The sequence below is a fragment of the Nocardia bovistercoris genome (assembly GCF_015674855.1).
Taxonomy (GTDB): domain Bacteria; phylum Actinomycetota; class Actinomycetes; order Mycobacteriales; family Mycobacteriaceae; genus Nocardia; species Nocardia bovistercoris.
In genome coordinates this window covers 123,469-149,297 of record NZ_JADMLG010000012.1, presented here as the reverse complement: position 1 = coordinate 149,297, position 25,829 = coordinate 123,469, and the positions used below count along the sequence as shown (strand labels likewise).

General features: G+C 66.3%; 23 protein-coding genes. 11 read left to right on the top strand and 12 right to left on the bottom strand.

Features of this window, described 5'->3' with window-relative positions; translation table 11 throughout:
- Positions 1-103: 103 nt before the first annotated feature.
- Genes IT779_RS26355 through IT779_RS26345 form a run of 3 tightly spaced genes read right to left on the bottom strand, consistent with a single transcriptional unit; the run spans position 104 to position 5,138 of the window.
- Positions 104-1,696, bottom strand: coding sequence for an AMP-binding protein (locus tag IT779_RS26355; RefSeq protein ID WP_196152116.1), 1,593 nt, complete (start codon positions 1,694-1,696; stop codon positions 104-106).
- A complete protein-coding gene (locus IT779_RS26350; protein ID WP_196152115.1) occupies positions 1,693-3,906 on the bottom strand; it encodes a 3-hydroxyacyl-CoA dehydrogenase NAD-binding domain-containing protein in 2,214 nt (737 codons plus the stop codon). The genes IT779_RS26355 and IT779_RS26350 overlap by 4 nt, the downstream gene beginning before the upstream one ends.
- Positions 3,907-3,926: 20 nt before the next feature.
- Complete coding sequence (locus IT779_RS26345; RefSeq protein ID WP_196152114.1) at positions 3,927-5,138, bottom strand: acetyl-CoA C-acetyltransferase; 1,212 nt, start codon at positions 5,136-5,138, stop codon at positions 3,927-3,929.
- A gap of 226 nt (positions 5,139-5,364) precedes the next feature.
- Here IT779_RS26345 and IT779_RS26340 point away from each other — a divergent pair, with 226 nt between their 5' ends.
- Positions 5,365-6,009: a TetR/AcrR family transcriptional regulator gene (locus IT779_RS26340; RefSeq protein ID WP_196152113.1), complete on the top strand. Its 645-nt coding sequence runs from the start codon at positions 5,365-5,367 to the stop codon at positions 6,007-6,009.
- A 221-nt stretch (positions 6,010-6,230) separates the two neighbouring features.
- Here the strand turns inward: IT779_RS26340 and IT779_RS26335 are convergent, their stop codons facing one another.
- The 3 genes from IT779_RS26335 to IT779_RS26325 all read right to left on the bottom strand — a co-directional run bounded on the left by IT779_RS26335 (position 6,231) and on the right by IT779_RS26325 (position 8,419).
- Positions 6,231-7,202, bottom strand: coding sequence for a zinc-binding dehydrogenase (locus IT779_RS26335; protein WP_196152112.1), 972 nt, complete (start codon positions 7,200-7,202; stop codon positions 6,231-6,233).
- Between the two features lie 74 nt (positions 7,203-7,276).
- Positions 7,277-7,468: a ferredoxin gene (locus IT779_RS26330; RefSeq protein ID WP_196152111.1), complete on the bottom strand. Its 192-nt coding sequence runs from the start codon at positions 7,466-7,468 to the stop codon at positions 7,277-7,279.
- Between the two features lie 12 nt (positions 7,469-7,480).
- Positions 7,481-8,419 (bottom strand): HpcH/HpaI aldolase family protein, encoded by a 939-nt coding sequence (locus tag IT779_RS26325; protein ID WP_196152110.1) that lies wholly within the window; start codon positions 8,417-8,419, stop codon positions 7,481-7,483.
- Between the two features lie 228 nt (positions 8,420-8,647).
- Between IT779_RS26325 and IT779_RS38895 the strand changes: the two genes are divergently transcribed.
- A complete protein-coding gene (locus IT779_RS38895; protein WP_196152109.1) occupies positions 8,648-9,886 on the top strand; it encodes a cytochrome P450 in 1,239 nt (412 codons plus the stop codon).
- 57 nt (positions 9,887-9,943) lie between these two features.
- On the top strand, positions 9,944-10,411 hold the full coding sequence (locus IT779_RS26315) for an SRPBCC family protein (RefSeq protein WP_196152108.1): 468 nt from the start codon (positions 9,944-9,946) through the stop codon (positions 10,409-10,411).
- A gap of 6 nt (positions 10,412-10,417) precedes the next feature.
- Here IT779_RS26315 and IT779_RS26310 read toward each other — a convergent pair whose 3' ends face one another.
- The 5 genes from IT779_RS26310 to IT779_RS26290 form a co-directional block, all read right to left on the bottom strand.
- Complete coding sequence (locus tag IT779_RS26310; protein WP_196152107.1) at positions 10,418-11,311, bottom strand: LysR family transcriptional regulator; 894 nt, start codon at positions 11,309-11,311, stop codon at positions 10,418-10,420.
- A gap of 233 nt (positions 11,312-11,544) precedes the next feature.
- Positions 11,545-12,906, bottom strand: coding sequence for a cytochrome P450 (locus tag IT779_RS26305; RefSeq protein ID WP_196152106.1), 1,362 nt, complete (start codon positions 12,904-12,906; stop codon positions 11,545-11,547).
- 156 nt (positions 12,907-13,062) lie between these two features.
- Entirely contained in the window at positions 13,063-13,935 is an 873-nt protein-coding gene (locus tag IT779_RS26300) for an NAD(P)-dependent oxidoreductase (protein ID WP_196152105.1), read from the bottom strand.
- Between the two features lie 273 nt (positions 13,936-14,208).
- Entirely contained in the window at positions 14,209-14,766 is a 558-nt protein-coding gene (locus IT779_RS37255; protein WP_332838982.1) for a TetR/AcrR family transcriptional regulator, read from the bottom strand.
- A gap of 56 nt (positions 14,767-14,822) precedes the next feature.
- A complete protein-coding gene (locus IT779_RS26290; protein WP_196152104.1) occupies positions 14,823-15,074 on the bottom strand; it encodes a hypothetical protein in 252 nt (83 codons plus the stop codon).
- Positions 15,075-15,374: 300 nt separating this feature from the next.
- Between IT779_RS26290 and IT779_RS26285 the strand changes: the two genes are divergently transcribed.
- Positions 15,375-16,736: an aldehyde dehydrogenase family protein gene (locus tag IT779_RS26285; protein WP_332838970.1), complete on the top strand. Its 1,362-nt coding sequence runs from the start codon at positions 15,375-15,377 to the stop codon at positions 16,734-16,736.
- On the opposite strand, the gene IT779_RS26280 is transcribed toward IT779_RS26285, so the two are convergent.
- Positions 16,702-17,040, bottom strand: coding sequence for a phytanoyl-CoA dioxygenase family protein (locus IT779_RS26280; RefSeq protein WP_196152102.1), 339 nt, complete (start codon positions 17,038-17,040; stop codon positions 16,702-16,704). The two genes, IT779_RS26285 and IT779_RS26280, sit on opposite strands and share 35 nt — an antisense overlap.
- 239 nt (positions 17,041-17,279) lie before the next feature.
- On the opposite strand from IT779_RS26280, the gene IT779_RS26275 reads away from it, so the two are divergent.
- The 7 genes from IT779_RS26275 (at position 17,280) to IT779_RS26245 (ending at position 25,738) form a co-directional block, all read left to right on the top strand.
- A complete protein-coding gene (locus IT779_RS26275) occupies positions 17,280-18,365 on the top strand; it encodes a phosphotransferase family protein (protein ID WP_196152101.1) in 1,086 nt (361 codons plus the stop codon).
- Entirely contained in the window at positions 18,362-19,183 is an 822-nt protein-coding gene (locus IT779_RS26270) for a phytanoyl-CoA dioxygenase family protein (RefSeq protein ID WP_196152100.1), read from the top strand. Before IT779_RS26275 ends, IT779_RS26270 begins: the two co-directional genes overlap by 4 nt.
- 643 nt (positions 19,184-19,826) lie before the next feature.
- A complete protein-coding gene (locus tag IT779_RS26265) occupies positions 19,827-22,232 on the top strand; it encodes a sensor histidine kinase (RefSeq protein ID WP_196152099.1) in 2,406 nt (801 codons plus the stop codon).
- Positions 22,210-22,635 (top strand): roadblock/LC7 domain-containing protein, encoded by a 426-nt coding sequence (locus tag IT779_RS26260; RefSeq protein WP_196152098.1) that lies wholly within the window; start codon positions 22,210-22,212, stop codon positions 22,633-22,635. The genes IT779_RS26265 and IT779_RS26260 overlap by 23 nt, the downstream gene beginning before the upstream one ends.
- Complete coding sequence (locus tag IT779_RS26255) at positions 22,632-23,006, top strand: DUF742 domain-containing protein (RefSeq protein ID WP_196152097.1); 375 nt, start codon at positions 22,632-22,634, stop codon at positions 23,004-23,006. Before IT779_RS26260 ends, IT779_RS26255 begins: the two co-directional genes overlap by 4 nt.
- A 316-nt stretch (positions 23,007-23,322) precedes the next feature.
- Positions 23,323-25,065, top strand: coding sequence for an N-acyl-D-amino-acid deacylase family protein (locus IT779_RS26250; RefSeq protein ID WP_196152096.1), 1,743 nt, complete (start codon positions 23,323-23,325; stop codon positions 25,063-25,065).
- Positions 25,066-25,069: 4 nt separating this feature from the next.
- Complete coding sequence (locus tag IT779_RS26245; protein ID WP_196152095.1) at positions 25,070-25,738, top strand: TetR/AcrR family transcriptional regulator; 669 nt, start codon at positions 25,070-25,072, stop codon at positions 25,736-25,738.
- The last annotated feature ends 91 nt before the right edge of the window (positions 25,739-25,829 follow it).

Sequence of the window (25,829 nt, the reverse complement as noted above, 5' to 3'; positions counted from 1 at the left end):
GAGCCGACGCGATCTGCCCGCGCGCGTCGACATGACCCGAACACACGATGTCCCCCGCTTCCGAGGAAACAGGGGACATCGGCGTTATACGCTCAGCCGTCCTTCAGGACGTCGGGTCGGCGGACGCGGCGCTCGCGTTCACGAGGGCGTCACGGACCTCGCCGCGCCGCATCTTTCCGGTGGCCGTGCGCGGCAACACGGACTCGAAAACGATGCGGCGCGGCACCTTCGGGCCCGCGATCCGTTCCTTGGAGAAGACGCGCAGTTCCTCGGCCAGTGCGTCCCCGGCGGCGTAGCCGGGATTCAACTGGACCGCTGCCACGACGTTCTGGCCCCACTCCGGGTCGGGCACGCCGACCACCGCGACATCGGCGACCGCGGGGTGCTCCGCCAGCGTCTGCTCCACCTCGGCCGGATAGACATTGACCCCGCCGGTGATGATCAGGTCCACGCGACGATCCTGGATGTAGAGGTAGCCGTCCTCGTCCAGATAACCGATGTCGCCGCAGTTGATGAACCCGTCGGCGCCGACGCTCTCGGCGGTCTTGTCCGCGTCGTTGTGATAATCGAAGGTGCCACCAAGGGATTTGAAGAGAATCGTCCCGCTCTGTCCCTGGCCGACGTCCGCGCCGTCCTCACCGACGATGCGGATCGCGTCCGGATCGGGACGCCCCACGGTGCCGGGGCGTTCGAGCGCCTCGTTCGGGCTCACACAGCAGACGAAACCTTCGGTGGCTGCGAACGACTCCCAGACGACCGGGCCGAAGTACTCGATGGCGCGCGCCTTGAGGGCGGGCGCGAACTTCGCGCCCGCGACCAGAATGTGGCCGAGGCCGGACAGATCGAGATCCGCGCGCACCCGCTCGGGCAGCGCGAGCATCCGATGGATGTGCGTCGGAACCGCGTTGATCAGCGTGACCCCGTATTTCGGGATCGCACGCAAGACGTGCTCGGCCTCGAACTTCTCGAGGATGACGACCGTGAATCCACGGTTGAGCGCGTTCCACGTATTGGCTCCAGGAGCCGCGTGGTAGCCGGGCGAGAACAGCATCGCGACACCCGGGTCCCCCTCGATTCCGAATTTCGCCAGGAAGAACCCGGCGCCCGCCGCCAACACCTCCGGCGAGATGCGCAGCAGCGAACGACGCACGCCCTTGGGCCGTCCCGTCGTGCCGGAGGTGTAGTACATGAACGAACCGGCCATCCGATTCGCGGGATCATCGGCGGCGCCGAGATCGCGGAGATCGGTGTACGGTCTCCACCCGTCGACGCCGCTGCCCTCGACGAAGCGCTGCTCGGCCGGGATGGTCGGCGTCGCTTCGATACTCTCCGCCAGTTCCGCGGCGGCGACCAGCGCCTTCGCTCCGGAATCCCGCAGGATGTACTCGGCTTCCGCACCGGTCAGGTGAGTGCTGATCGGTACCACGAGAACGCCGAGTTGTAGTGCGCCGGTGAAGAATTCCCATTGCGCGACACTGTTGTACTGCCAGCTCGCCACGGTGTCGCCCGCGCCGATGCCAAGTGCGCGCAACTGGTCGGCGATGCTGTTGGCGCGGCGCCGCAACTGCCCGAAGGTGACGGACTCCCCGGTCGCGTCGCTGATCAAGGCGGGACGATCGGGGTGGTGCCCGCCCCAGGCGTACACGCCCTGATCGTGGAAACTCGGATCGTCGTAGATCGGTTCCGGATCGCTCATGCCGACCGTCCCGCCGCGAGTGATTCGGGCGCACCGGGAGATACGACGGCCATCGGACCGTAGAACGTCCAACCGTTGCGCGCCATCGCACGCAACAGTTCCGGCGCCGCGAACTTGTCGCCGTGCGCGTCGCGTAGGCGATCGAGTCGGGCGAGGACCTCGGTGATGCCGATCTGATCCATGGCGACGAACGGTCCTCCCAGGTGCGCGGGGAATCCGACGCCGAGCGTCGCACCGAGATCACCGTCGGCTGGACCGAGCAGCACACCTTCGGCGAACGCGCGCGCCCCCTCCGCGAGCTGCGCGTACAGGATGCGGACCTGGACCTCCTCGATCGTCGGCTGGACGGGCAGCGGCGGGATCGCCTCGGACAGGCCCGCCCACAGGCGCTTCGATCCGTCCGCGCCGTAGTCGTAGAAGCCCTTGCCGTTCTTGCGACCTCGCCGGTCGTACTTGCCGACCAGGAACGCGCCCAACTCGTAGTCGGCCGCCTTCGCGTTCTCGTCCGCGCGCACCTTCTCGATCAGCGCGGCCCGACCCACGTCGATGCCGATCGCGTCGGTGACGGTCAGCGCGCCCTGCGGCATGCCAACCATGCGCGCCCCGTTCTCCACCAACGCGGGCAGCACGCCCTCCTGCACCATGCGCATGCTCTCGGTCAGGAACGAGCCGATGAAGCGACTGGTGAAGAATCCCCAGTTGTCGTTCACCACGATCGGGGTCTTGCGCAAGATCTGCGCGAGATCGAGGGCGTGCGCCAAGGTCCTGTCGGAGGTCGCGCGCCCCCTGATGACCTCCACGAGCGGCATCCGCTCGGCCGGGGAGAAGAAGTGCGTACCGATGAAATCCGCCGCCCGCTGTGTCAGGTCGGCGAGGCCGGTGATCGGCAGCGCCGAGGTGTTGGAGGCCAGCACCACGCCCTCGGGCAGGTGTTTCTCGATTTCCGCGTACACCTCGCGCTTGACGCTCTCGGACTCGAAGACCGCCTCGACGACGAAGTCCACGTCGGCGAACGCGGTGAAGTCGGCGGTCGCCTCGATCCGGCCGAGTATCGCGTCGCGCTTGTCGACGGTCGACCGCCCCTTCTCGACGTCACGGTTCAAGCGCTTCTCCGCGTAGCCCTTGCCCGCGCGAGCCTTGTCCTCGGTGGTGTCCAGCAGCACCACTCCTAGACCTGCCTTCGCGGCGGCCAGCGCGATCCCCGCCCCCATCGTGCCCGCGCCCGCGATCCCCAGCCGCCGGATCTGCGCCTTGGGGATTCCGGCGGGACGGGCCACGAGTTTGTCGGCGGCCTTCTTGCTCACGAACATCGTGCGGATGATCGCCTTGGATGTCGGGTCCTCGAAGATTCGCTGGAAGTACTTGCCCTCGAGACGCACCGCGGTATCGAACGGAAGCCGGATGCCTTCCCACACCGCGGCCAGGATGGCGCTCTGCGCGGGCGCAGTCCCGAAGGTCTTTGCCCTGGTCATGGTGTTGCCGAGGAAGAAGACCCGGCCGACCTCCGCCGACGCCGTCGGCAGACCACCGGGTACCCGGTAGCCCTTCTTGTCCCAGGGCTGGACCGGATCGCCCTCCTCGAGCAGCCACCGCTCGGCCTCGGCACGCGCCTGCTCCGCGGGCAGCACCGCGTCCACGATGCCGAGATCCTTCGCCTGGCCCGCCGGGACGAGTTTGCCCTGGAGCATCAGTGGGACGGCCTTCTCGACGCCGATCAGCCTCGGTAGTCGCTGGGTGCCGCCGCTGCCGGGGATCAGACCGACCTGGGACTCGGGAAGGCCGAGCACCACGCCGCGGTCATCGACGGCGACCCGGTAGTGGCAGGCGAGGGCCAGTTCCAACCCCGCCCCCGCGGCGACTCCGTTGATCACCACCGCGACAGGTTTGCCGCAGGTCTCCAACTTGCGCAGCGCGTCGGACAACGCCTGTTGCAGGTCGAGTCGCTCGGCGGGGGACAACGCGGCAGCGGGACGCGCACCGTTGCTGTCCATCTCCTTGAGATCGGCGCCCGCCAGGAAGGTGTCCTTGCCGGAGACGAGCAGAATGCCCTTCGCCGCGGCGTCGGCGGCAGCGCGGTCGATCGCGGCGGCGAGGTCCGCCATGAACCGACTTCCGACGGCGTTCACGGGCGCGCCGGGAACATCCATCGTCAGAGTGGCGACGCCGTCGGCGTCGACGGCGTATCCGATGCTGTTGGTGTTGGTCGTCATATCTGTGTGTGCCGTCCTGCTCAGACTCGTTCGATGACTGTCGCGATGCCCATGCCGCCCGCCGCGCACAAGGTGGCAACGCCGGTGGCCAGTTCTCGGCGCTCGAGTTCGTCGAGCAGGGTGCCCAGGATCATCGCGCCCGAGGCTCCCAGCGGATGACCGAGGGCGATGGCCCCGCCGTTGACGTTGAGCCGGTCGTGATCGACTCCCATCTCGTCCATGAACACGAGCGGGACGACGGCGAAGGCTTCGTTCAACTCCCACAGGTCGATATCGGCTACCCCCATGCCCGCGCGCCGCAACGCTCGTCGGCAGGTTTCGGGCGGTGCGTCGAGGAACAGCAGCGGATCCGAGGCGTGCGTCACCGACGACTTGATCACCGCACGGGGGCGCAGGCCGGTGCGCGCACCGAATTCGCGATTGCCGATCAGCACGCCCGCCGCCCCGTCTACGACACCCGAACTCGAGCCCGCCGTGTGGACGTGCTGGATCTCGGACAGGTGCGGGTAACTCTGGATGGCGACGTCGTCGTAGCCGAGTTTCCGCCCCTCGAAGGCGAAGGCGGCGGGCAGGGCGGCCAGCCGTTCGAGGGTCGCGTCCGGGCGCAGATGCTCGTCACGGTCGAGCACGACGGTGCCGATGATGTCGGTGATGAGTACGAGCGCACCGTCGAAGAATCCGCCCGCCTGGGCCTTGGCGGCGCGTTCCTGGCTCGCGAGGCTGTAGCTGTCGAGGTCGGGACGGTCGACGCCGCGCAGTGTCGCGAGCAGGTCGGCCGCCACGCCCTGCGTCATGAACGGATGTTCGGCGGAGAACGCGGGGTCCACACCCCACGCGCCACCACCGCCGGTGCCGGGTGGCACCCGGGACATGGATTCGTACCCGCCGCCGATCGCGGCGTCCGCCCATCCGGCGCGAATCTTGGCCGCCGACACGGTGACCGCCTCCAGCCCCGAGGCGCACGCCCGGTTCAGGTGCAGCCCGCCGACGGTGTCCGCGAATCCGGCCGCGATCGGCGCCATCCGCACCGTCGTCGCGCCTGCCTCCGCCCCCGGACTGACCACGCCGAGCACGACGTCGTCGATCGCGTCGGGGGCGAGATGGTTGCGTTGCTTCAGCGCCGCGAGCACCTGGGTGATGAGACCGATCGAGGTGATTTCGTGCAGGGACCCGCTCGGTTTGCCGCGTCCGCGGGGCGACCTCGCGTGGTCGTAGATGAAGACTTCGTCCATGAATCTCTCCGTTGTCGTCGATGAATCGGCGCGGGGCGGGACAGCGTGCGAGCCGTCGTCGCGGCCGTGCGTGGCAGGCGGTGATCGCGCGGCGCGGCGGCCGGTCGAATAGAATTAGACTCTAACTTCAGTTGTCACCCGACGTCCACAGTCTGAATCGACCCCATCGCGCCACTATCGTGGCTTCAACCGACCACCTACTCGCGCCGATCGAAACGGGGAGCCCATGCCAGGCCGCACCGCCGGGAAAACACCACCGGAGGCAGACCTACCCGAATGGCAGCTCGCCCGCCGCGGACTCATCGTCACGGCCGCGATCGACCTGCTCGTCGAGCGGAGCTACGACCAGATCCAGATCCGCGACGTCTCCCAGCGGGCCGGTGTCGCCCTCGGCACGCTGTACCGCTACTTCGAATCCAAGGAACACCTCTACGCGGTGGCTCTCATCGAGTGGGTACGGCCGATGCGCGAACCGTCGCCGCACCCAGGCAAGGACGCGGCGACCCGACTGCGCTCGAAATTGCATCTACTCGTCGCCGCCAACAAGAAGTACCCGAACTTCCTCGCCATGCAGCACTCCCTGCACGCGAGCACCAACCCCCTCATCCACCAACTACTCGCCGAGTACCAGCAGGCCGGATTCGACTGGCTGGTCAGCGAACTGGATGTGTTGGAGGAGGAACGCGCACGAGACCTCGGCCTGATGTTGTGGGGCATCAACAATGCGGTCTTCACGCGCATCCGGCTCTCCTTCGGCTCCTACGACGATGCCAAACGGGTAGGCGACAAATTCATCGACCTCATCGCCCCGGAGCTGCACGAGGCCGAGAAGTCCACCGCACCCGCCGATTCCGCCGCGGCGGGCGACTAGGCCGCCACCTCTCCCGACCCTCGGAAGTGGCCGCCAACACACCACCCATCACGTGAACGGACGGAACCCGATCCATCCAGGATGCCGCCCTCGCAATCGGACCACTGCCGTGGCACGGATTCCGCGAGTTCCTCGACGGAGCGCCCGGGTGATACCCGCGGCGCGGTCGAGGGCGGCCGATCGGCGCGCCATGATCCCGCCTCGCGCGTCACCACGATCGGTCATGCCATATCGATCGAGATCTTGAACTGTCCCTTGCGCGGCGCTATCGCGGCGATGAAGGCCGCCTCGACATCGGAGGCGAGGAAGACGTCACTGACATAGACATCGCGCAACTCCGGATGCTTCGCGAGATAGCGGCTCGCTTCCTCGAGCACGCGCCTGCGTTCGATCGTCGCGCCGGAGCGCAGGGTGAGATTCTTGCGCAGCAGCGACATCATCTCGAAGGGATAGACCTGGTCGTCCGGAATGCCGAAATAGTAGATCTCGCCACCGAAAGCGACCGCGTCCAGACAGTTCTTCATGGTGGTCACCTGGTGTCCGACCGCCTCGACCACCACCTGTGGACGGTCGCGGGCATCCAGCGACCCGGCCCAGAGATTCGCGCTGGCGGTGACCACCTCGTCGACGCCGAAGATCGAGCCCGCGTCGGTGCGATCGACGCGATCGACGCCGATCACATGCCTGGCTCCTCGGCTCTTGAGGACGTGGCTGAACAGCAATCCGATCGGACCCTGGCCGATGACCGCGACCGTCTTGCCGGTGACGTCGTCGAGTTGATCCACGGCGTACAACACACAGGCCAGCGGTTGGAGCATCACCGCGGTGGACGGTGCGATGTCGGTGTCGTACCCGGCGAGACCCTCGCCGTCGCTGATGATCACCTCGGCCAGTGCGTCGAATCCCGATGCCCAGCCGACGACGAGATCGCCCTTGTCGTGATCGGAATGCTTGGAGGCGATGACCTCACCGACCACCTCGTGCATGGGGAATCCGGGAGCGCTGGTGACCCACCGTCCCTGATTCTTGGGGTGCGGGAACGGGGCGCCCTTGAAGTTCGGCAGGTCGCTGCCGCAGATGGCGCCCGCCCTGGTCGCCAGCAGTACCTGTCCGGGCGCAAGATCCGCGGCACCGGGCGCGGGCACCTCGACCGTCTCGAATCTACCTGGTGCGCTGAGCATCTGAGCCCACATATCTGTCCTCTCTCACGCCGTCGCCACGTCCCACCGATCCGGGTCACGGTCGGTGTGATGCTGTGGGTGACGGATCAGGGCTCCAGTCGCAGCGCCCGCTTGGGGCACACGCGTACCGCGGAGTCGACCCTGGCGCGCTCGGCGTCATCGATCTGGTCCTTGAGCAGTCGCAGTTCGTCGTCGTCATCGATCTCGAAGACGGTCGGAGCCTCGATGGCGCACACTCCGTTGCCGTCGCACAGACCCCAGTCGACAATCACTTTCATGGAGGTTCCTCGTCAGTTCGATGGTTGGGCTGATATCGCGTCGTCGGCGTGGGCGGCGACCCCGGTGCCGAATCGTTCGTTCCATTCGCCGATGCGGTGTGCTTCGGCGGCGAGTCCGGCGCGCACGTAGCCGACATCGCTGCCGAGGGTGACCAGTCGCACGCCCGCCGCAAGCAGTGCCTCCGCGTGCTCGGGACCCATCCCCGCCGCACCGACGAAGACGCCCTGCGCTTCGGCGGCCTCGACGACGGACGCCACGGCGTGCGCCACGACCTCGTTCGCGGGATCGGCGCCGCGCAGGCCGACTCCGAGAGCGAGGCCGAGATCCATCGGACCGATGAACAGGCCGTCGACCCCCGGAGTCGCGGCGATCTCGACCACGTTCTCCAGTCCCTCCGCGGTCTCGATCATCACCAGGCATGTCACCGAGTCCGAGGCGCCGTCCACGCCGTAGAAGTTGCGAACAGGACCGAACGATCGGGTCCCGAGGGGCGGATAGCGCATCGCCTCCGCGGCCGCGCGCGCCTGCCGCGCGGTGGAGACCATCGGCACGACGACCCCGATAGCGCCCAGGTCGAGGGCGCGCATGATCAGGCTCGGCTCGTTCACCGCCACTCGCACCAGCGACGCGCCCCCGCCGAGTTCGACGGCCTGGATCGTCGGCAGCAGATTGGCCGCGTCGATTCCGCCGTGCTGCATATCGAGCAGCGCCCAGTCCAGCGGTCCACGTCCGATCGCCTCCGCGGAGATATGCGAGGGACCGGCGACCCAGATACCGTAGGACGGGCGCCCATCGGCCAGCGCGCGCTGGATGACATTCACTGCTATGACCTCGATCTCGGGTTCGGCGGATCTCGTCTCCGTTCGGCCTTCGGCGCGATCCCACCGCGGTCCGACGTGCCTACCCAGTGTGTGACCGCCGCCGTCGGTATCGCCAATACCTGTGGCCATGCCTTTCGGTTATCGAGAACGAGAGTTCCGAGGATCGCGCCCGATCGCCGATAACCGACAGTTATGCATCGGGTTTTTGGACAGATGTCCCGGCGTCGCCACATAGTGAATCAACGCCGACGCACCCGCGGCGTCGTTCGACGGTAGGAGTCTGATGATCATCGACGAAGCGGACCGGGCCCACGGTGTCTCGACCGAGACGACCCGTGACGACAAAGGAGCGACGAGGTGAACATCGCCGTCGACAATTTCGTGTACGACCCGTTCGCGCCCGAGGTCATGAGCAATCCACTGCCGTATTACGAGGTGCTGCGCGAGCATTTTCCGGTCTACTACGCAGAGCAGTACGATACGTTCTTTCTCTCACGATTCCAGGACGCGCTGGACTTTCTGTCCATGCCGGCCAATGTATTCGTGACAAACGAGGGCTCGGTATTCAACAGGCCGGTCCTTCTCCGCCACAACACCGCCGCGACATCCGATCCGCCCACCGCCCCCGCGATGGGATCGCACCTGAACTACGGCGCGCCGATCTACGAACTCGTCCGGCAGGCGCACGGGAAGCAACTTCGGCCCGGCCACGTCAAGAGATTCGAACCGTTCGTGCGCGCCATGGTGCGTTCGAAGCTCGACGAGCTCATCGAGCGTAAACGCTTCGATCTCGTACACGAGTTCGCGGGCGTGATCTCCGCGTCGACGATCTGCCACCTGTTCCACATCCCGGTCGAGAACGCCACCGACGTACTCGACAACATCAACGCCATGACCCGAACCGACACCGACGGATTCGTGGAGGCGCGCGCGCATCAGTTCGCTCTCCTCGAGTATGTGCGCCCCTTGGTGGAGGCGCGCCGCGCCGAGGGACCGGACGGTAGCTGGCCGCTGGTCGACGGCATGCTCGAATTGCGCGTCGAGGGCCGCGAACTCACCGATATGGAGATCGCGATCAACCTGATGTGCGTGATGGTCGGCGGAACCGAGACGCTGCCGAAGGTCGCCGCGCACGGACTGCTCGAACTGCGACGCCACCCCGACCAGCTCGCCGAGGTCCGGGCCGACCTGTCGAACAACTGCGCGGTCGCCGCGGAGGAGATGAACCGGTTCTGCGGCCCCGCGCAGTGGTTCGGCCGGACGGCGCGGGAGAAGACGGTGGTAGCGGGCCAGGTCGTCGAACCGGGGCAGCGCGTCGTGTACCTGACCCAGTCCGCCAACCGCGATCCGCGGGAATTCGACCGACCCGATCAGTTCCGATGGAATCGCAGCATCCCGCGAACACTGGCGTTCGGATTCGGCCAGCACTTCTGTGTCGGTATTCACCTGGCGCGTCTCGAGGAACGGATAATTCTGCAAGAATTCCTGTCGCGGATCGACGACTACGACATCGATGTAGACGAAGCGACCCGCAATCCCGCGACCTTCCAATGGGGCTACAGCCATATGCCCGTGATCGTTCGCAGCACCTTCTGACCGCGAGCAGAACAGCTCGCGCACGACTATTCCCCCACCCGAGAGGCGGCGATCACCGTGGGTATCGTCCAAGTCAGTTCCGAGACCGCGTTCCAGAACAGCCCCGAGGAGGTCTACGACTTCGTCACCGATCCGCGCAACTGGGTCGAGGTCTATCCCGGTTCCGAGATGATCGAGGGCGTCGAACGATTGCCGCTCGAGGTGGGCGATATCTGGCACGAAGCAGGCGACAGTCCGCATCGCTACTCGTGGCGCCTCGTCACCGCCCACCGGCCGTGGCGCTGGGTATTCCAGTCGCACGGCGCGCTCGCACACGACCGCGAGAACGGGACCGGTGGCTACACCGGCATCATGACCGTTTCCTACTCGTTCCTGTCCCCCGGCGAGGGGGTCACGGTGTTCCACCGGAGCATGACCCTCGAGGTGCCGAAGGGCGCCGAACTTCCCCCCGGCTTGATCCGCAATTTCGATCCGACCTACATCGATCGCTATCACGCGGCCGTGAAGAAGGCACTCAACGGCTGACGTCGGTCAGTTCGCCACATCCGTCACGGTGAGCGCGTTCCACGCGCTCACCGTCGCGCGTACCAGGTCACGGACCTCGACGCGCGATTCGTCCTCGGCCCGCCACACCACGCAGTACTCGGCGGGTGGCTCGCCCTCGAGCGGAACGAACGTGACGCCGGAATGCGGATACCAGCGCGCCACCGATTCGGTGAACGCGCAGATGCCCAATCCGCTCGCGATACCGACGAGCGTCTCGTCGATGGTGGTGACGACGCGGGATTGCCCGTGCCCATGAGCCGCACCCGCGCCATTGAACGCGGAGCCGGCGGTGGGCACCATGAACATCGTCTCGCCGGTCAGATCGCTCGGGTACACGGTCTCGCGAGACGCGAGTCGATGCCCCTTGGGCAGCGCGACCACAGTGGGCTCCAGCCCGAGTCGATGGAATTTCAGACGCCGCAGCTGCTTTTCCTGAGGAAGCCAGATCAGCCCGATATCGGATTCGCCGCACTCGACGCCCGCGCCCTTCTTCGACCAATCGGCGCGTCGCAATTCCAGATGAATGTCCGGATGGGCGCCCGCGAACAGCTCGATGATCTTGCGCAGCATGTCCTGCCCCGGAGCGAGCCAGAAGCCCAATGTCAGCGTGCGAGTGGAATTCGTCGCCCGCCGCACCTCGTGCCTGGCTTCCTTGTCGAGTTCGATGATCTTCTGGGCGTACCCGAGCAACGCCTCTCCGGCCGCGGTGAGCGCGACGCCGCCACGGCGGCGGATGAACAGTTGAGCGTCCAATTCACGCTCCAGACTGGCTATCTGCTTACTCAGCGCGGGCTGGGTGATGAACAGACTCTCCGCTGCCCGGGTGAAATGCAGCTCACGGGCCGCGACGACGAAATAGCGCAAATCCCTGGTGTTCACCAGCATGCCTCCCGGATCATCCTCGGAAGCTCGCGTCCGCCTACACGAACCTGCGGTCCGGACATCGCCCACGACCTCCGCACGCTGAGCCTACTCGCCCGCGGAAACGCGAAGAGTGGTATCGCCGGTGCGCGATTCGATCGCTTCGACGTCGTCCAACTCGACACCGAACCTTTCTTCGAACGCACCTCGGGTGACCGGATCGACGGCCGCCCGAAGCGCCGCGGCGGCCGTCAGATCTTGGCCGCGGCCTTGTTCCGCGTGACCGGTTCGGCAAGTCGCTGCTCGTCGACGATCTCCTGCATGCGCGCGATGGTCGCATCGAGGCCGTCGCCGAGCCGTCTGCCCGGTGTGAAGGTCGCGGGCAGTTTCCGCATGCCGTTGATGATGCCCACCGAGGGATAGTGGACCGCGCCCGCCTCGTCGCACACATAGTCGGGCATCCGCTCGAGCACCTGGATCAGCATCCGCTTGAACAGATTTCGCGCCACGTTCGAGCCGATGCAGCGGTGGACGCCGAGTCCGAAGCTCGCGTGCCGGTTGCCGGTGCGATCGAGATCGATGGTGTGCGGGTCGGGGAAGATCTCCGAGTTGCGGTTGGCCATGGCCCAGGACAGCCACAGACGGTCGCCCTCCTCGAAACGCACTCCGTCGATCTCGGCGTTCGCTGTGACGGTCCGCCCATTCCCTTGAGCGGGTGTGTAGAAGCGGAGGAACTCTTCGGTCGCCGAGTCGAGCATCGTATCCAGATTCTCGCGCAGCCGCCTGCGTTCGTCCGGATGCTGCGACAGCCACTCCAGCGAGTGCGCGGACAGCGCCGTCGTCGTATCGAATCCACCACCGATCAGCAACTGGCACGAGCCGAAAACATCGATGTGCGGCACTTTTTCGCCGTTTCGGGTCAGCGTGTTCAGTGCGTCGACGAGGCCGGGCCGAGGTTCTTCGCGGATCCTCTTGATCCAGTCGCTGAGGTGCACCTCGGACTCACGCAGGCGTTTGATCACGCCCACGATCTCCGGTGAGGTCGGATCCGTGTAGACCGAGGCATGCACCGGTTCGCAGAAGATGTCCCAGTCGGCCAAGGGCATACCGAGCAACCCCATCGTCACCACGGCGGGCACGATGTTCGCCAGGTCGTCGATGAAGTCGATCCGCCCGCTCTCGATGACCTCATCGATGCACGCACGGGTGACCTCGTCGATCACCGGCACCCACCGCGCGACCGCGGCAGGAGACAGGTACGGGTTCAATTGCTTCCGGAAGTCCTGCTGCTCGGGTGGATCCATCTCGATGAATCCGCTGCGGTTTCGGTCCATCGAGTAGTTCGGGATCTGAATTCCCAGGTAGCCCTTGCGCTCGCCCTTCCCGTCGAAGTCGCTCGAGAGGAGTTTCGGGTCTCGGACGACCGAGAACACCTGTGGCATGTCATTGGCGACCCAATAGCCGCCGTAGGAGTCGGACCACGCGATCGGGCACTTGCCGTGCAACTCGTCGGTGCGCTCGACGAACGAGTCACGAAAATCCACGGTGTGTCGCTCGAAACCGATCGGGCACCCCTTCGTACCCGGTGTGCTTTCCGTACTCTGTTCAGTCATATTCGTTCCTCAGCCGATTACAGTTCGGATATCGCGCGCTCTCGGCACGAATTGATCGCGGCGCGGACGCGGGATCCGCGTACACCTGCTCTGTTGTGACGAATGCGATCGCCACCGAGCGTTCCTCTGCTTGTTGTGGAACAACGGACCGGGGACTCAGCCGACACGCGGGTGCCCCAACCGCCCCAAGGCTCCGTCGGCGGCGCTCCATACGAGCCCACGCGAAACATCGCCGTCGCCCAGCAATTCCGCCAGGATCCGGACATCCTTGCGCAGCAGGGGTCCCGCGGAGCCCGACAATGCGGCGAGGCTCCCGCCGAGTTGCCCGAGCAACGACATCGCATAGCTCGCCCCCGTGCCCTTGGCGACGACATCGCCGAGTGCGCGCGGATCCAGTCCGAGGGAACCCGCGATGTCCAGGATTCCCGCCGACATCTCCAACTGCGCGGCGAGCGACATGTTGTTGAGGAGTTTGGCGACCTCGCCGGTCCCCAACTCGCCCAGATGCACGACAGGGTCGCCGTAGGTACGGAACACGGGCTCGCAACGGGCGAAGACCTCGGGCGCCCCGCCCGCCATGACCACAAGGCGGCCCGCCACCGCCGCCGGTGCGCCGCCACTGACCGGCGCGTCCACGACGGCTATCCCACGCTCAGCGGCCAGTTCACCCATCCGCACACAGGTGGCCGGGTGCACCGTGCTGTGAATGGCGACGATGCCCCCGGGCGCCAGTCCGGACAGGACACCGTCCGGCCCGGTCAGCACCGCCTCCACACCCGCGTCGTCGACGACGCAGACGCAGACGAGGTCGCTTCCCGACGCCAACTCCGCCGCTGTCGCGGCGATGACGGCGGGCGTATCCGCATAGGGCTCCAAGCTCTGCGGGCGCCGAGCCCAGAGCGTGGTCGGATAGCCGCCTTCGATGATGCGCCGAGCCATCGGGGCGCCTTGACTGCCGAGCCCGATGAAGCCGACTCGAAGCTTCGCGACCGCCTCCTGAGCCACACCGACTTCTGTCGCCTCGGTCATGAATCTCCTCTCGTGACCGATCAGCACGTATCGGTCGATGCAGCTAGCCACGATACACGCGAGTGAAACATCTGACATAAAATTTCGCAAGCATTCAATGAAGTGAATTACTGTTCACATATTGCGCCGATGCCGGGCGAGGCGCTCTGTGGTTCTCGACGTTCCCAGTTGCCTCCGGATCAAGTTGCCGGGCGTCCGTGCGCGGCAGTTCCGCACGGAATACGACCTCCTCCAGGGTCTTCGACGAACGCGGGCGCGTCGCGGTTACCTCGCTCAGGAGCGGGCATCGAAGCGATAGCCCGCGCCCGTCAGGAGCAGATCGATGAGTTCACGGACGTAGGTTTCCGAGTGAGCCGCCATATGCCGTCGCCGTTCCGGCGGCGTGGTCATGACTCGCATCATCAGACCACCGAGCAGCGCGTCGAGAAAAGCTCTGGGCTCGATGCCGGTGAGCACGCCGCGGGCGATCGCCTCCTCGATCCAGCTCAGCCAGTTCCTGGTGTGCGGTCCCTGGAGCTTGTCGTAGTAGATGTCGCGGATCTCGGGATTCGCGGTGGCCTCCACCAGCAGTCGGAACGCGATCGTACCTTCGGGCTCCGACCATTCGGCCAGGGTCTGGAGCGCGACGGCGGTCAGCAGCTCCCGCAGCGAGGCATGGTGTTCGAAGTCCAGACTCGCGACCGGCACGGTCAGTGCCGCGAGCAGGAGATCGGCTCGGGATTCGTAGCGGCGATAGAGCGCGTCCTTGCTGACGCTCGCGTGCACGGCCACCGCGCGGAAATTGAATCCCGACCAGCCACGCTCACCGTAGACAGTGCGCGCGGACTCGATGATCCGGCGATCGACGTCGGCATCGCGCGGGCGACCGGCGCGGACCGGCGCCGCGGTCAGCTGCCCGCCCCTTCCGCGAACGCCACCGAATCTCCGAGTGCGGCCACGACGATGGAAATCGGACCGCTCGTGACCGTCCCCGGAACGGCCGTGAGATGGAGGACGACACCACCGTCGCCATCCAACCGTTCGAGAGCCGCGCCGATGCTACCGGGATTCGCCATATCGCAGAACACGTGAGTCGGTTCGGGGGTGGAGACCGCTGGAAAGACTTCCAGCGATCGACTGGTCATCTCCGCTGCGGTCACGACACACTCCTACGGCTCAGTGATCTGCCTCACGTCGAGGTGGACGAGTTCGAGGGTAATACCGACCATCATGGTCGGCAAGTCCCCCTGTGCGCCGGGTACGATCGGACCACCTGAACCAAAACGTAGACAATTGAACGACAGTTCAGCTAGGTTCGTGTCCATCGTGACCGCCACGCCGGATCGTGCGCGGAACCGGAACAGGCGTCCGCTCGAAAGTTCCGGACGTGCTGCGAATCATCGAAAGTCAGGAGTCGAACCATGACCGCGTCGACATCGGCAACCCCACGGAGCACGTCGGTGGCCGACGAGGTACAGGCCGCACGGCTGGCGTTCGAATCCGGTAGGACGCGGCCCTTCGCCTGGCGAACCGACCAATTGCGCGCCCTCGAAACGATGCTGGTGGAACGTTCGGAAGAACTCGAACAGGCGCTGCTGCACGATCTCGGCCGCAAGCCGATCGACGGTTACGTGACCGACGTCTACTCCGTACGCACCGAATCCGCGTACGTCCGCAAGAACCTGCGGAAGTGGACCCGCGACCGCAGGGTACGCACGCCGCTGACCATGGGGCCGGGCCGCTCGGTCGTGCACCGACAGCCCCTCGGCACGGTACTGATCATCGCGCCGTGGAACTATCCGCTGCACCTCGCGCTCATGCCGCTCATCGGCGCCATCGCCGCGGGCAACTCGGTGGTGCTCAAACCCAGCGAACTCACACCGCGGTGCTCGGCGGCGCTGGCCGAGTTCCTGCCCAGGTACCTCGACTCCGACGCCGTCAAGGTCGTGGAAGGCGGCGTGGACGAGACCACCGCGCTGCTGCGGGAGAAATTCGATCACATCTTCTTCACCGGCAACGAGACGGTGGGCAAGATCGTGATGGCCGCGGCCGCCCAGACGCTCACCCCGGTCACGCTGGAACTCGGCGGCAAGTCGCCGGTGTGGGTCGACGACACCTTCCCGATCGAGAAGGCCGCGGACTGGATCGCCTGGGGCAAGTGCACGAACCTCGGGCAGACCTGTGTCGCACCGGATTATGTTCTCACCACACCGGAGATCCGCCCCCGCCTGGTCGACGCGCTGCGCGAGTCGATCCATCGGCTGTACGGCGATGACCCCAAGTCCAATCCCGACTACAGCAGGATCGTCAACGAGCGGCACACCGCACGCCTGATCGGATTGCTCGATTCGGGGACCGTGGCACTCGGCGGTGGCCACGATCTCGCCGACAGGTACATCGAACCCACTGTGCTGGTTGACGTCCCGCTCGACGCGCCCGTCATGCGCGAGGAGATCTTCGGGCCGGTACTGCCGATCGTCACCGTGCAGAATATCGGTGAAGCGGCGGCGATGATCCGCCGCAACGACCATCCGCTGGCCGCCTACGCGTTCACCACGTCAGCCGAGGTGCGGGCCGCCCTGATACGCGAGACCACCTCCGGATCGTTGACCATCAACGCCCTCATGCTTCAACTGGGCATTCCCGACCTGCCCTTCGGAGGGGTCGGCGCCAGCGGCATGGGTTCCTATCACGGTGAGCAGAGCGTTCGCACCTTCAGCCACGAACGCTCGATCTTCCACCGGCGCAACGTCTCCGACTTCCTGCTGCGCTTCGCCCGCCCGCCCTTCACCGAGCGGAGCGAGAAGCAACTCCGCCGCTGAGGCCGAACAGACTCCCGGCGCTGCCCGACATCGACTCGATGGTCTCGAAGGGCAGCGTCATCGACCAATTCATCTGCCGGCGAAGGAAATCGACCGAGTAGCAGGCGAACAGCATCGCAGGCTGCTCGTCGGCGGTGACATGCGATCCCGAGGTGTGCCACACCCGACCGTCCATGGCGATCAACGATCCGGCGGGCGCGGTGTGAGCAGACATCCGATCGGCGACATCGGCGGGTAGATCGGCCACGCGGGTGATTCGGTGGCTGTCGGGCGGATATCTGGTGGTTCCGTCGGCTTCGTGCACACCGTCGAACCACCGGATGATGTTGATCGCCCACCGACAGAAGTGCCTACCCGATCGCTATCGAATCTCATACGATAGCGGATACCATACTGGCGGATGTGGCCGATCCGGGTGACCTCGGATGTGCACCGCACGACGATCCGATCCGTCGTGAAGAGTTCACTCGCCTTTCCCCACAATATTTTTCACGTATCAGGCGACTTACATCCAGTCGCCTGTCGACCGATACGAGAGCGATCATGAGCACATATTCGCCGATTCCCGCGAAGCCGGACGACGTGACCGCGAGCTGGATGTCCACGGTCCTCACCGCCGCCACCGCCACCCCCGTGACAGTGCACGAGGTCACTGTCGGCGCGGTCGGCACCGGGCAGACGGCCGCGACCTATCGTGTCGAGGCGACCTACTCCGGGCAGCCGGATCTGCCTGCCAGTTTCATCGTCAAGTTGCCCTACCAGGATCCCGAAGTGCGCGCGCGGGTTTCCCCGAGCTACCGGTCCGAACATGCCTTCTACACCGAGGTCGCCGACACCGTGCGGGCGCCGGTGCCGCGGACGTTCCATTGCGAAATCGGCCAGGACGGTGCGGATTTCGTACTGCTGATGGAAGATCTCGCGCCCGCGACACAGGGCGACCAACTGGCGGGATGCGACATCGACAGCGCCCGGTTGGCCGTCGAGGCTCTGGCCGGACTCCACGGCCCGCGCTGGTGCGACCCGAGCTGGCAGGCGTTCACGGGAGCCACCATGCCGAAGCCGGACGCGGCGACGGCCCGAGGTATGGGCGATATCGCGGCGATGGCCGCCGATATGACGCTGGAGAAGCTCGGACACGCCATGTCGGCGGAAACCGGACAAACGCTGCGTGCGGCCAACGCGCTGGTGGCCGACTGGTTGATGCTGGAGCCGGACCGGTTCTGCCTGCTGCACGGCGACTACCGGCTCGACAACCTCCTGTTCGACCCGACGGGCACCCGAGTGACGGTCGTGGACTGGCAGACTCTCACCGTGGGACTGCCCGCTCGCGACCTCGCGTACTTCGTCGCCACCGGGCTGTTGCCTGATGTCCGCGCCGCGGCCGAGTCCGATCTCGTGCGTGACTACCATCGAGCGCTGTGCGCCTACGGTGTCGAGGACTACGGCGAGTCCGACTGTTGGCGCGACTACCGGCTCGGTTTGTTGCAGATCCCCCTGCTCACCAGTTTCGGCACCGCGTTCTCCGCCTCGACCGACCGCGGCGACGAGATGATGGTGGCGATGCTGGAGCGAGGATGCCGGGCGATCCGCGAGCTGGGAAGTCTCGAACTGATCCGAGAACTCTCGTGAGCGCGCACGTCACCGAGGGCCCCGTGCCGACCCGCGACCTCGAAACGGCGGACCACGACCTGGCCGAGCACGGAGTCTGCGTCGTGCTCGACGCCATGGAGACCTCGTTTCACGACGAGGTGCGCCGGGCGCTCTACCATGCGGCCGACGGCGATGTGCGGCGCGCGCGCACGCGCGACTACGCCTACGGCGGCGACGATCACGTCAATCAGCGGCTGTGGAACCTGCCGAGCCGCGACCCGGTGTTCTGCGAGTTGGCCGAGCACCCGCTCGGCCTGCGCTTCGTCGAGCAGACCCTGGGTTGGCCCGCGCTGCTGTCGAGCATGTCGGCCAACATCACCGCGGGCGGCGGGGGGAGCATGGTCGTCCACGCGGACCAGGGATACGTGCCGGAGCCGTGGCACCGCCCGCACGGCATCAATATCGCCTGGTGTGTCGATGATTTCACGCTGACCAACGGCGCGACGAGATACGTGCCCGGCAGCCACCGTCACCAACGCAATCGGCGCGCGGACGAGGAACTCGGCGAACTCGCACCGCTGGTTGCGCCCGCGGGCTCGATGATCGCCATGGAAGGGCGCCTCTGGCACACCAACGGCGCCAACACCGACGACACCCGACGCGCGGGCATCTTCGCCTGGTATACCCTGCCGATCTATCTGCCCCAGGAGAATTGGTTCCTCTCCGCCAGCCCCTCGATCCGCCAGTTCGGTTCCGACACGCTACAGACACTGCTCGGTTTCCGACCCCGAGTGCTGGGTCGCATCAACGGTCTGGATCGGCTGGAACGCGTGGCCGATGTCGATGAGAAGAGCTGACCGCGCGCACGACTGCACCCCGAGGGCATGTTCGACCCGGTGACCTAGGTAGACGAACTCGAGGACCTCGAGCTCGCTGACCGCAAGAAGATCATGGGCGGCAACCTCGCCCGACTGATCGGCATCGACCCCGACTCCAAGGCCCTGCCCGAGACGAGCACAGCCACGACGAACGCCTGATCAGCGGCGAGTCCGCTGCCCACCCCGTACAGGAGACGTCTTGAAACCGTTGGATTCCGAGGACGATTCGGCCAGCCGAGGCGGACAGCGCTCAACACGGGGCCGTCGCGCCCCGCTGTCGAAGCGTCTGACCGCGGCCCTGCTCAGAACACGGTCGATACTGATCAGCGCCATCCGTTCCCGTTGATGCCCGGTGGTACGCGGCTACGACGCCACCGGCTGGTCGTTCTCGGTCGGAGTGGGGCCGATCTCGTGCGCGGGCGGCCGGCTTTTCGACCGAGCGCCGCCGATCTCCGCAGCCACCCGACAAATCGCCGTCCCGTAGCTCGGCGATAGCTCGATGAACCGCTGGCACAACCAACAGTTATGACAACAGTTCTTGGACACGGGTGGCGGCGCCAGCCCATAGTCATCCCGAGCCGTGCCTACCGCCGGTGAGTGAAGACCGGCAGGAGGCACGCGGATGAGCACAGACGAACGGGAGCCCGCGAACGACGACCGCGAGCACGCCTCGAGCTCCCCCGCCGCCGGTGCGCGGTCCGAGCGCACGCTCGGAATTCGCGGGAAGGTACTCGCGATCGCCCTCGTCCCCAGCCTCACCCTGCTCGTCCTCGGTGTCGGCGTCGCCGCTTCCTTGGTGAACAGCGGACGACAGGCCGAGAGTTTCGCCCAAGCGCAGCGCAGCAATCTCGAACCCACGCGCGACCTCGTCGCGGCGGTGCAGCGCGAACGCTCGCTATCGATGCGGCAACTGGCGGGCGAAGAGATCGATCCCGGCGTGCTGGGCGTGGCACGGTCGCGATTCGACAGGGCGATGCGCGAGGTTCAGTCGGCCCAGTCGGTTTCCACGGCGCTCGGCAGCGCCGAACAGGACACGTTGACAGAACAAGGCAAGCAGTTGAACGCCCTACTGCCCGCCCTGCGCGCGGGCGTCGACGCGCGCGCCGCCACGCCGTTCGACGTCTACCGTTTCTACAGCGGACTCCTCGACGGTGTCGCGCAAGTCGGCTCGAGGCTCATCAAACACAATTCGCCGGACGTGTCGGCGGCGGTCGAATTGACCCAGAGCAACGCGCTGCTTCAGGTCATCGAAGCGGTTTCCCGAGTCGGCGCGCTCACCGCGGCGATCGCATCCGATGACCGGCCCCCCGCGGAACTGTCGAGCGAGTTTCGAAATCTCGTGGGCTACTATCGAGTCGAAATTGCCCGCGTACGAGGAGTTTTCGATTCAGAGGACGCCACCCGCCTCGATCGGCTCACTGCCTCGCCCGCGTGGGGACAGATGACGGCTGTGGAACAGGCGCTTCTGGAGACTCCGCCCGCCGGAACCACTGGCAGACAAGCGCTTCCGTTCAGCGTCGAGGATTGGCGCACGGCGACCGATCAGTTCGCGGGCGACCTCACGAGCCTGTGGATCGATCAGAACGAGCGATCGCAGCGACGAGCGGCCGATGCCGGTGCGCTGAACGCGCGGAATTCGCTGTTGGCAGGCATCGGGATCACCGTGCTCACGGTCCTGATGATCCTGCTCTCGCTGTGGCTTGCCAACCGAATCATCAACCGCCTCGAGCGTCTGCGCGCCGAGACACTCGCCCTGGCGCGAGTGCAGCTGCCCGACACCGTGCGACGCCTCAGCGGAGGTGAGCGCATCGATCCGGGCTCGGCGACCGCACAGCTCGACTTCGGCCGCGACGAGATCGGAACGGTGGCCGAGGCGTTCACCATCGCCTACGCCGCCGCGGTCGGCGCGGCCGTCGAGGAGGCCAACACCCGCGCGGGCGTCCGCTCGGTGTTCCTCGAGATCGCGCACCGCAGTCAGGTCGTCGCACGCCGCCAGCTCGAGATCCTCGACGAAGCCGAGGCACGCCAGGAGGACCCGGCTCTGCTCGAGACCTTCTTCCGGCTCGACCACCTCGCGACCCGTCAGCGTCGCAACGCCGAGAACCTGATCATCCTCGGCGGTGGCCGTCCCGGCAGGCAGTGGCGCAATCCGGTCCCCTTACTAGACCTCGTCCGCAGCTCGATCGCGGAGACCCTCGAATACGCCAGGGTCAACACCGCCAGGCTGCCCGCGGTCTCGGTCGTCAGCAGCGCCATCGCGGACCTGATCCACCTGCTCGCCGAATTGATCGACAACGCCACCATGTTCTCGCCGCCGGAATCACGGGTGGAGATCACCGGCAACACCGTCGGGCGAGGAGTCGTGATCGAGGTCGGCGACCAGGGACTCGGCATGACCGACGAGGACATGGCGCAGGCCAACCAGACCTTGAGCAGGCCGACCGATTTCGGTTTCGCGAACCTGTCGCAGGACTCGCGGCTCGGACTGTTCGTCGTCGCTCAGCTCGGCTCGCGGCACGGCATCTCGGTGCGCCTGAGGGAGTCCGACTACGGTGGCATCCGAGCGGTCGTCCTACTCCCGTCGGCGATAATCGTCGACATCCCGGTCGAGGACTACGCGCCGGGCGAGTACGCCGGTAGTCGATTCGCACCGTGGGAGCACGTGAGCGCGGAACAGGCGACTATGACGCCCGCGCTCCCTGACACCCCCGCCGCATCCCGTGGCATCGCCGAGAGACCGCACGTGCCGACTCCGGAAGCTGTCGCCGTGCAGGACACGGCGACACTGCCACGGATCCAGGACGCGCGCCCCGAACTGCCGAAGCGTCGCAGACAGACGAACCTGGCACCGGAGTCGACCGCGATCCGCCCGGAACGGGGCGCGAGCACACAGGTCACCCGCAGCCCCGAGCAGGCGCGGAATCTGATGTCCTCCATCGAGAACGGAACCAGGCAGGGTCGGCTCGACATCCCCGAGCCGGACTCCAATGATCAGGAGGGTAACGGTGCAAGCTACTTCCGCGGGTGATCTCGATTGGGTTCTCGACGACCTGGTCGAGCGGCTGGCCGATGTTCACCACGCCGTCGTCCACTCCGACGACGGGCTGCTCCTCGGTCGGTCCAGCTCGTTCGCACGCGCGGACGCCGAGCAATTCGCCGCGATGTCGGCCGCGCTCTACGGCCTGGCACGCAGCGCGGGCAGGCGTTTCGACGGCGGAGCCGTGCGGCAGGCCGTCATCGAACTCGACCGTGCGGTGCTGTTCGTCACGGCGGCGGGCAGCAACGCGTGCATCGCGCTGCAGGCGGGTGAGGACGCCAACCCCGGAATGGTCGCCTACGAGATGAACAGCACGGTCCGGCGCGTCGGGCCGCACCTGTCCATCGCGCCGCGCCACGTCCGGTCGGAACAGATCCCGTTCCCGAGACCATGACCGAGGACGAGGAGTTCTGGTTCGAGGACGTGTCGGGACCGCTGATACGTCCCTACAGCCTGACCCGCGGGCGTACCGTCGGCAGCGGCAACGATCTCGACATCCTGACCCTCGTCGGCACCGCGCGATCGAGCCCTCGGCCGCCGCGCGCTCAGCCCGAGCATCTCGCCATCCTGCGACTGTGCCGCACACCGCACGCGATAGCCGAGGTCGCCGCTTTGTTGAAGCTGCCGCTCGGAGTCACCAAGATCCTGGTCGGCGACCTCGTCAACGACGGAAGTCTGGTCTGCCGCGCTCCCGTGAACACGGCGGGGCCGAGCAGCGACCCCGACCTGCTGCACACGATCCACCGTGCCCTGCGCGAGCTCTGAGGCGCCGCCCCGGTGCGGTTCACCGGGACCGAAGCCACGCGTAGGCGAGCCCTTCGGATGGCTTCTGGTCATCTGAGGCCCGTGAGCGTGCGGACATCGCCGTCGTCGTGGATCGCCTGATGGGCGTGCCTGCGCGACCGCCACGGCCGTCTCGTGGACCGACGTCGAAATGACGGATCTCGGGCTCGGGATCGACATCGGCTGATTCCGCCTCGACTGCGCACTACTCGAGTTACGCTCTGTCACACAAGGCTTGAGTTACATGCTGTATCAGTAGTTGAGAACGGCGTGTTCCAGGCGAAACAGGAGGCAGCCAATGCGATTCCACTTGCTGATCAAGGGCGGAACCGTGGTCGACGGAACCGGGGCTCTGGCCTACGACGCGGACGTCAGGGTCGATGACGGCCGCATCACCGAGATCGGAACAGACCTCGAGGCGGCGGCAGGCGAACGGGTAGTCGACGCGCGCGGCTGCTACGTCACTCCCGGCTTCATCGAGACCCACAATCACTGGGACGGCGGTGTGTGGTGGTCGCCGAACATGGAGCCCCTGCCCGCCTACGGTGTCACGACCTCCATCAACGGCAACTGCGCCTTCTCGATGGCGCCCGCGCCCCCGAATCCCGTTGATCAGGAAGACCTCATCGACATCTTCAACTTCTTCGAGGACATCCCGGAGGAGCCGATGAAGAAACTCGTTCCGTGGGATTGGAGCCTGTGGAGCGAATACAAGACATCGATGCAGCGCAACGTCCGGGTGCCGGTCAACTTCGCGGCATTCTGCGGCCACATCCCGATCCGTTTGACGGTGATGGGCCAGGAAGCGTGGAAACGCACCGCGACCCCGGATGAGATCCAGCAGATGTGCGTCCTGCTCGACGACGCCCTGGCCGCGGGCGCCATCGGGTTCTCGTCGAATCAACTGGACTACGACAAGCACGACCGCCCGCTGCCGTCCCAGTTGGCCGACGATGCCGAATACGAAGCGCTGCTGGGTGTGCTGGCTCGCCACGACGGCGCGACCTTCCAGGTGATCGTCGACCACTTCATGCGGATGACCGGACCCGAGCAGACCGAGCGACTCGGCCGCATCGCCGCGCGCGCAGGCGTTCGCATGCAGTGGGCCGGACTTCCGACCCTGAAATTCCAGGCCGAGATCGGCAAGCGCTCGAAGGAACTGCACGAGCGGTTCAAGGCCGATGGCCTCGATTTCCACACCGGCTACCACCACGTCTCGCCGACCTCGGTGATCAACTTCGGGCGCACCCTGGTTTTCGCCCAGAACGGCAATCAGGTGTGGCAGACCATGATCGACGCCCCGACCTGGGGCGAGAAGAGCGCGATGCTGTCGGACCCGACCTGGCTGGACAAGGCACGCGTCGCCTGGGACGGCGCCTACAGCCACTCCTACCTGCACGACCCCTCCGCGCTCACCTTGCGTGAAAGCGAAACCGGGTGGGGCCCGGTCGGGCTGACACTGGCCGACTACATGGCGCAGACCGGCATCGGGCACGCTTCCGACGCGCTGGCCGACTGGGTACTCAAGAACGGCACCGAATCCGTCGTCCACAAGCGGTCCTGGGAGGTCGACGAGTCCGTCATGCTCGAATTGCTGCGGGATCCCAACTCGGTGGGCAACATCTCCGACGCGGGCGCGCATGGCAAGATGTTCTGCGGAGCCGGTGACAACGTGTACCTGCTGACCGATTTCGTCCGGGATCGGGGCCTGCTCACGATCGAGGAAGGCGTCCACGTGCTGACCGGCAAACTCGCCGCCTTCTTCGGGCTGAACCAGCGGGGCACGCTCGAAGTCGGAAAGGTCGCCGACATCACCGTCTTCGACCTCGACGAGATCGAGCGGCGCCCCGAAGAGAAGATCTACGACGTATGGGACGGACGCGGCGGCCGCACCTACCGGTACACGCGCGCTGCGGCGCCGATGCGGATCACACTGGTCAACGGCGTGCCGACCTTCGACAACGGCGCGTTCACCGGACGTTTCCCCGGCGAGTTCGTCGGTCCCGAGAAAAGCGGCGTGATCGCCGCGGCGTCCCAGTAGGTATATGGCGACCGGGCCGGAGCGGGTTCACAGAACGCCTGACGACGGCGATATCCCGGATCCGCGCGTCGCAGGCCTGGTCGCCTTCCATCGGCAACGCAAACAGGACAGTCGCGCTCGCATACTCGCCGCCGCGGCGAAGAGTTTGTGCGAACGGGGCTACTTCAGCGTCTCCGTCGAGGACATCGCGACAAACGCCCAGGTGAGCCGCATGACCTTCTACCGGCACTTCCGAGGAAAAGCCGATCTGGCGGCACATCTGTTCGAAAGCGCCGCCGAATCCGCGATGCCGCTCTATCTGCGCATCACGACCGTGGACAGCAGGCAACGACGCTGCGTGATCGACTGGATCACAACCATATTCGAAGCCGATCAAGCCGACAGCAGGCTGCTGCGGGTCTTCGCCCAAGCCACCGCCGACGACGGCGATTTCACCCCGCGCGCACAGCGATTCATCGCCGATCTCATCCGTGCGCTCGGCATCTCGATCCCCGCTTTCCGCGTCGACCCCGACAATCCGGCCCAGCGGCGACGATGGCTCGAGGCGTGGCTGCTGCTCTACGAGATACTCGACCAGAGCAGCCATGCGGCCTTGGCCTCCGGCGTGGCCGACGACCCGCTGGTTATCGAAATCCTCGCCGACCGCTTCCTGGCGTTCGTCACCGCGGACTGACCACCACCGGCAGGCGACGTCGCCGATCTGTCGCCCGACCAGCCGGCTTCGACCGATCGGCCGGTCACCGTACATGGACGCATGTGGCGCG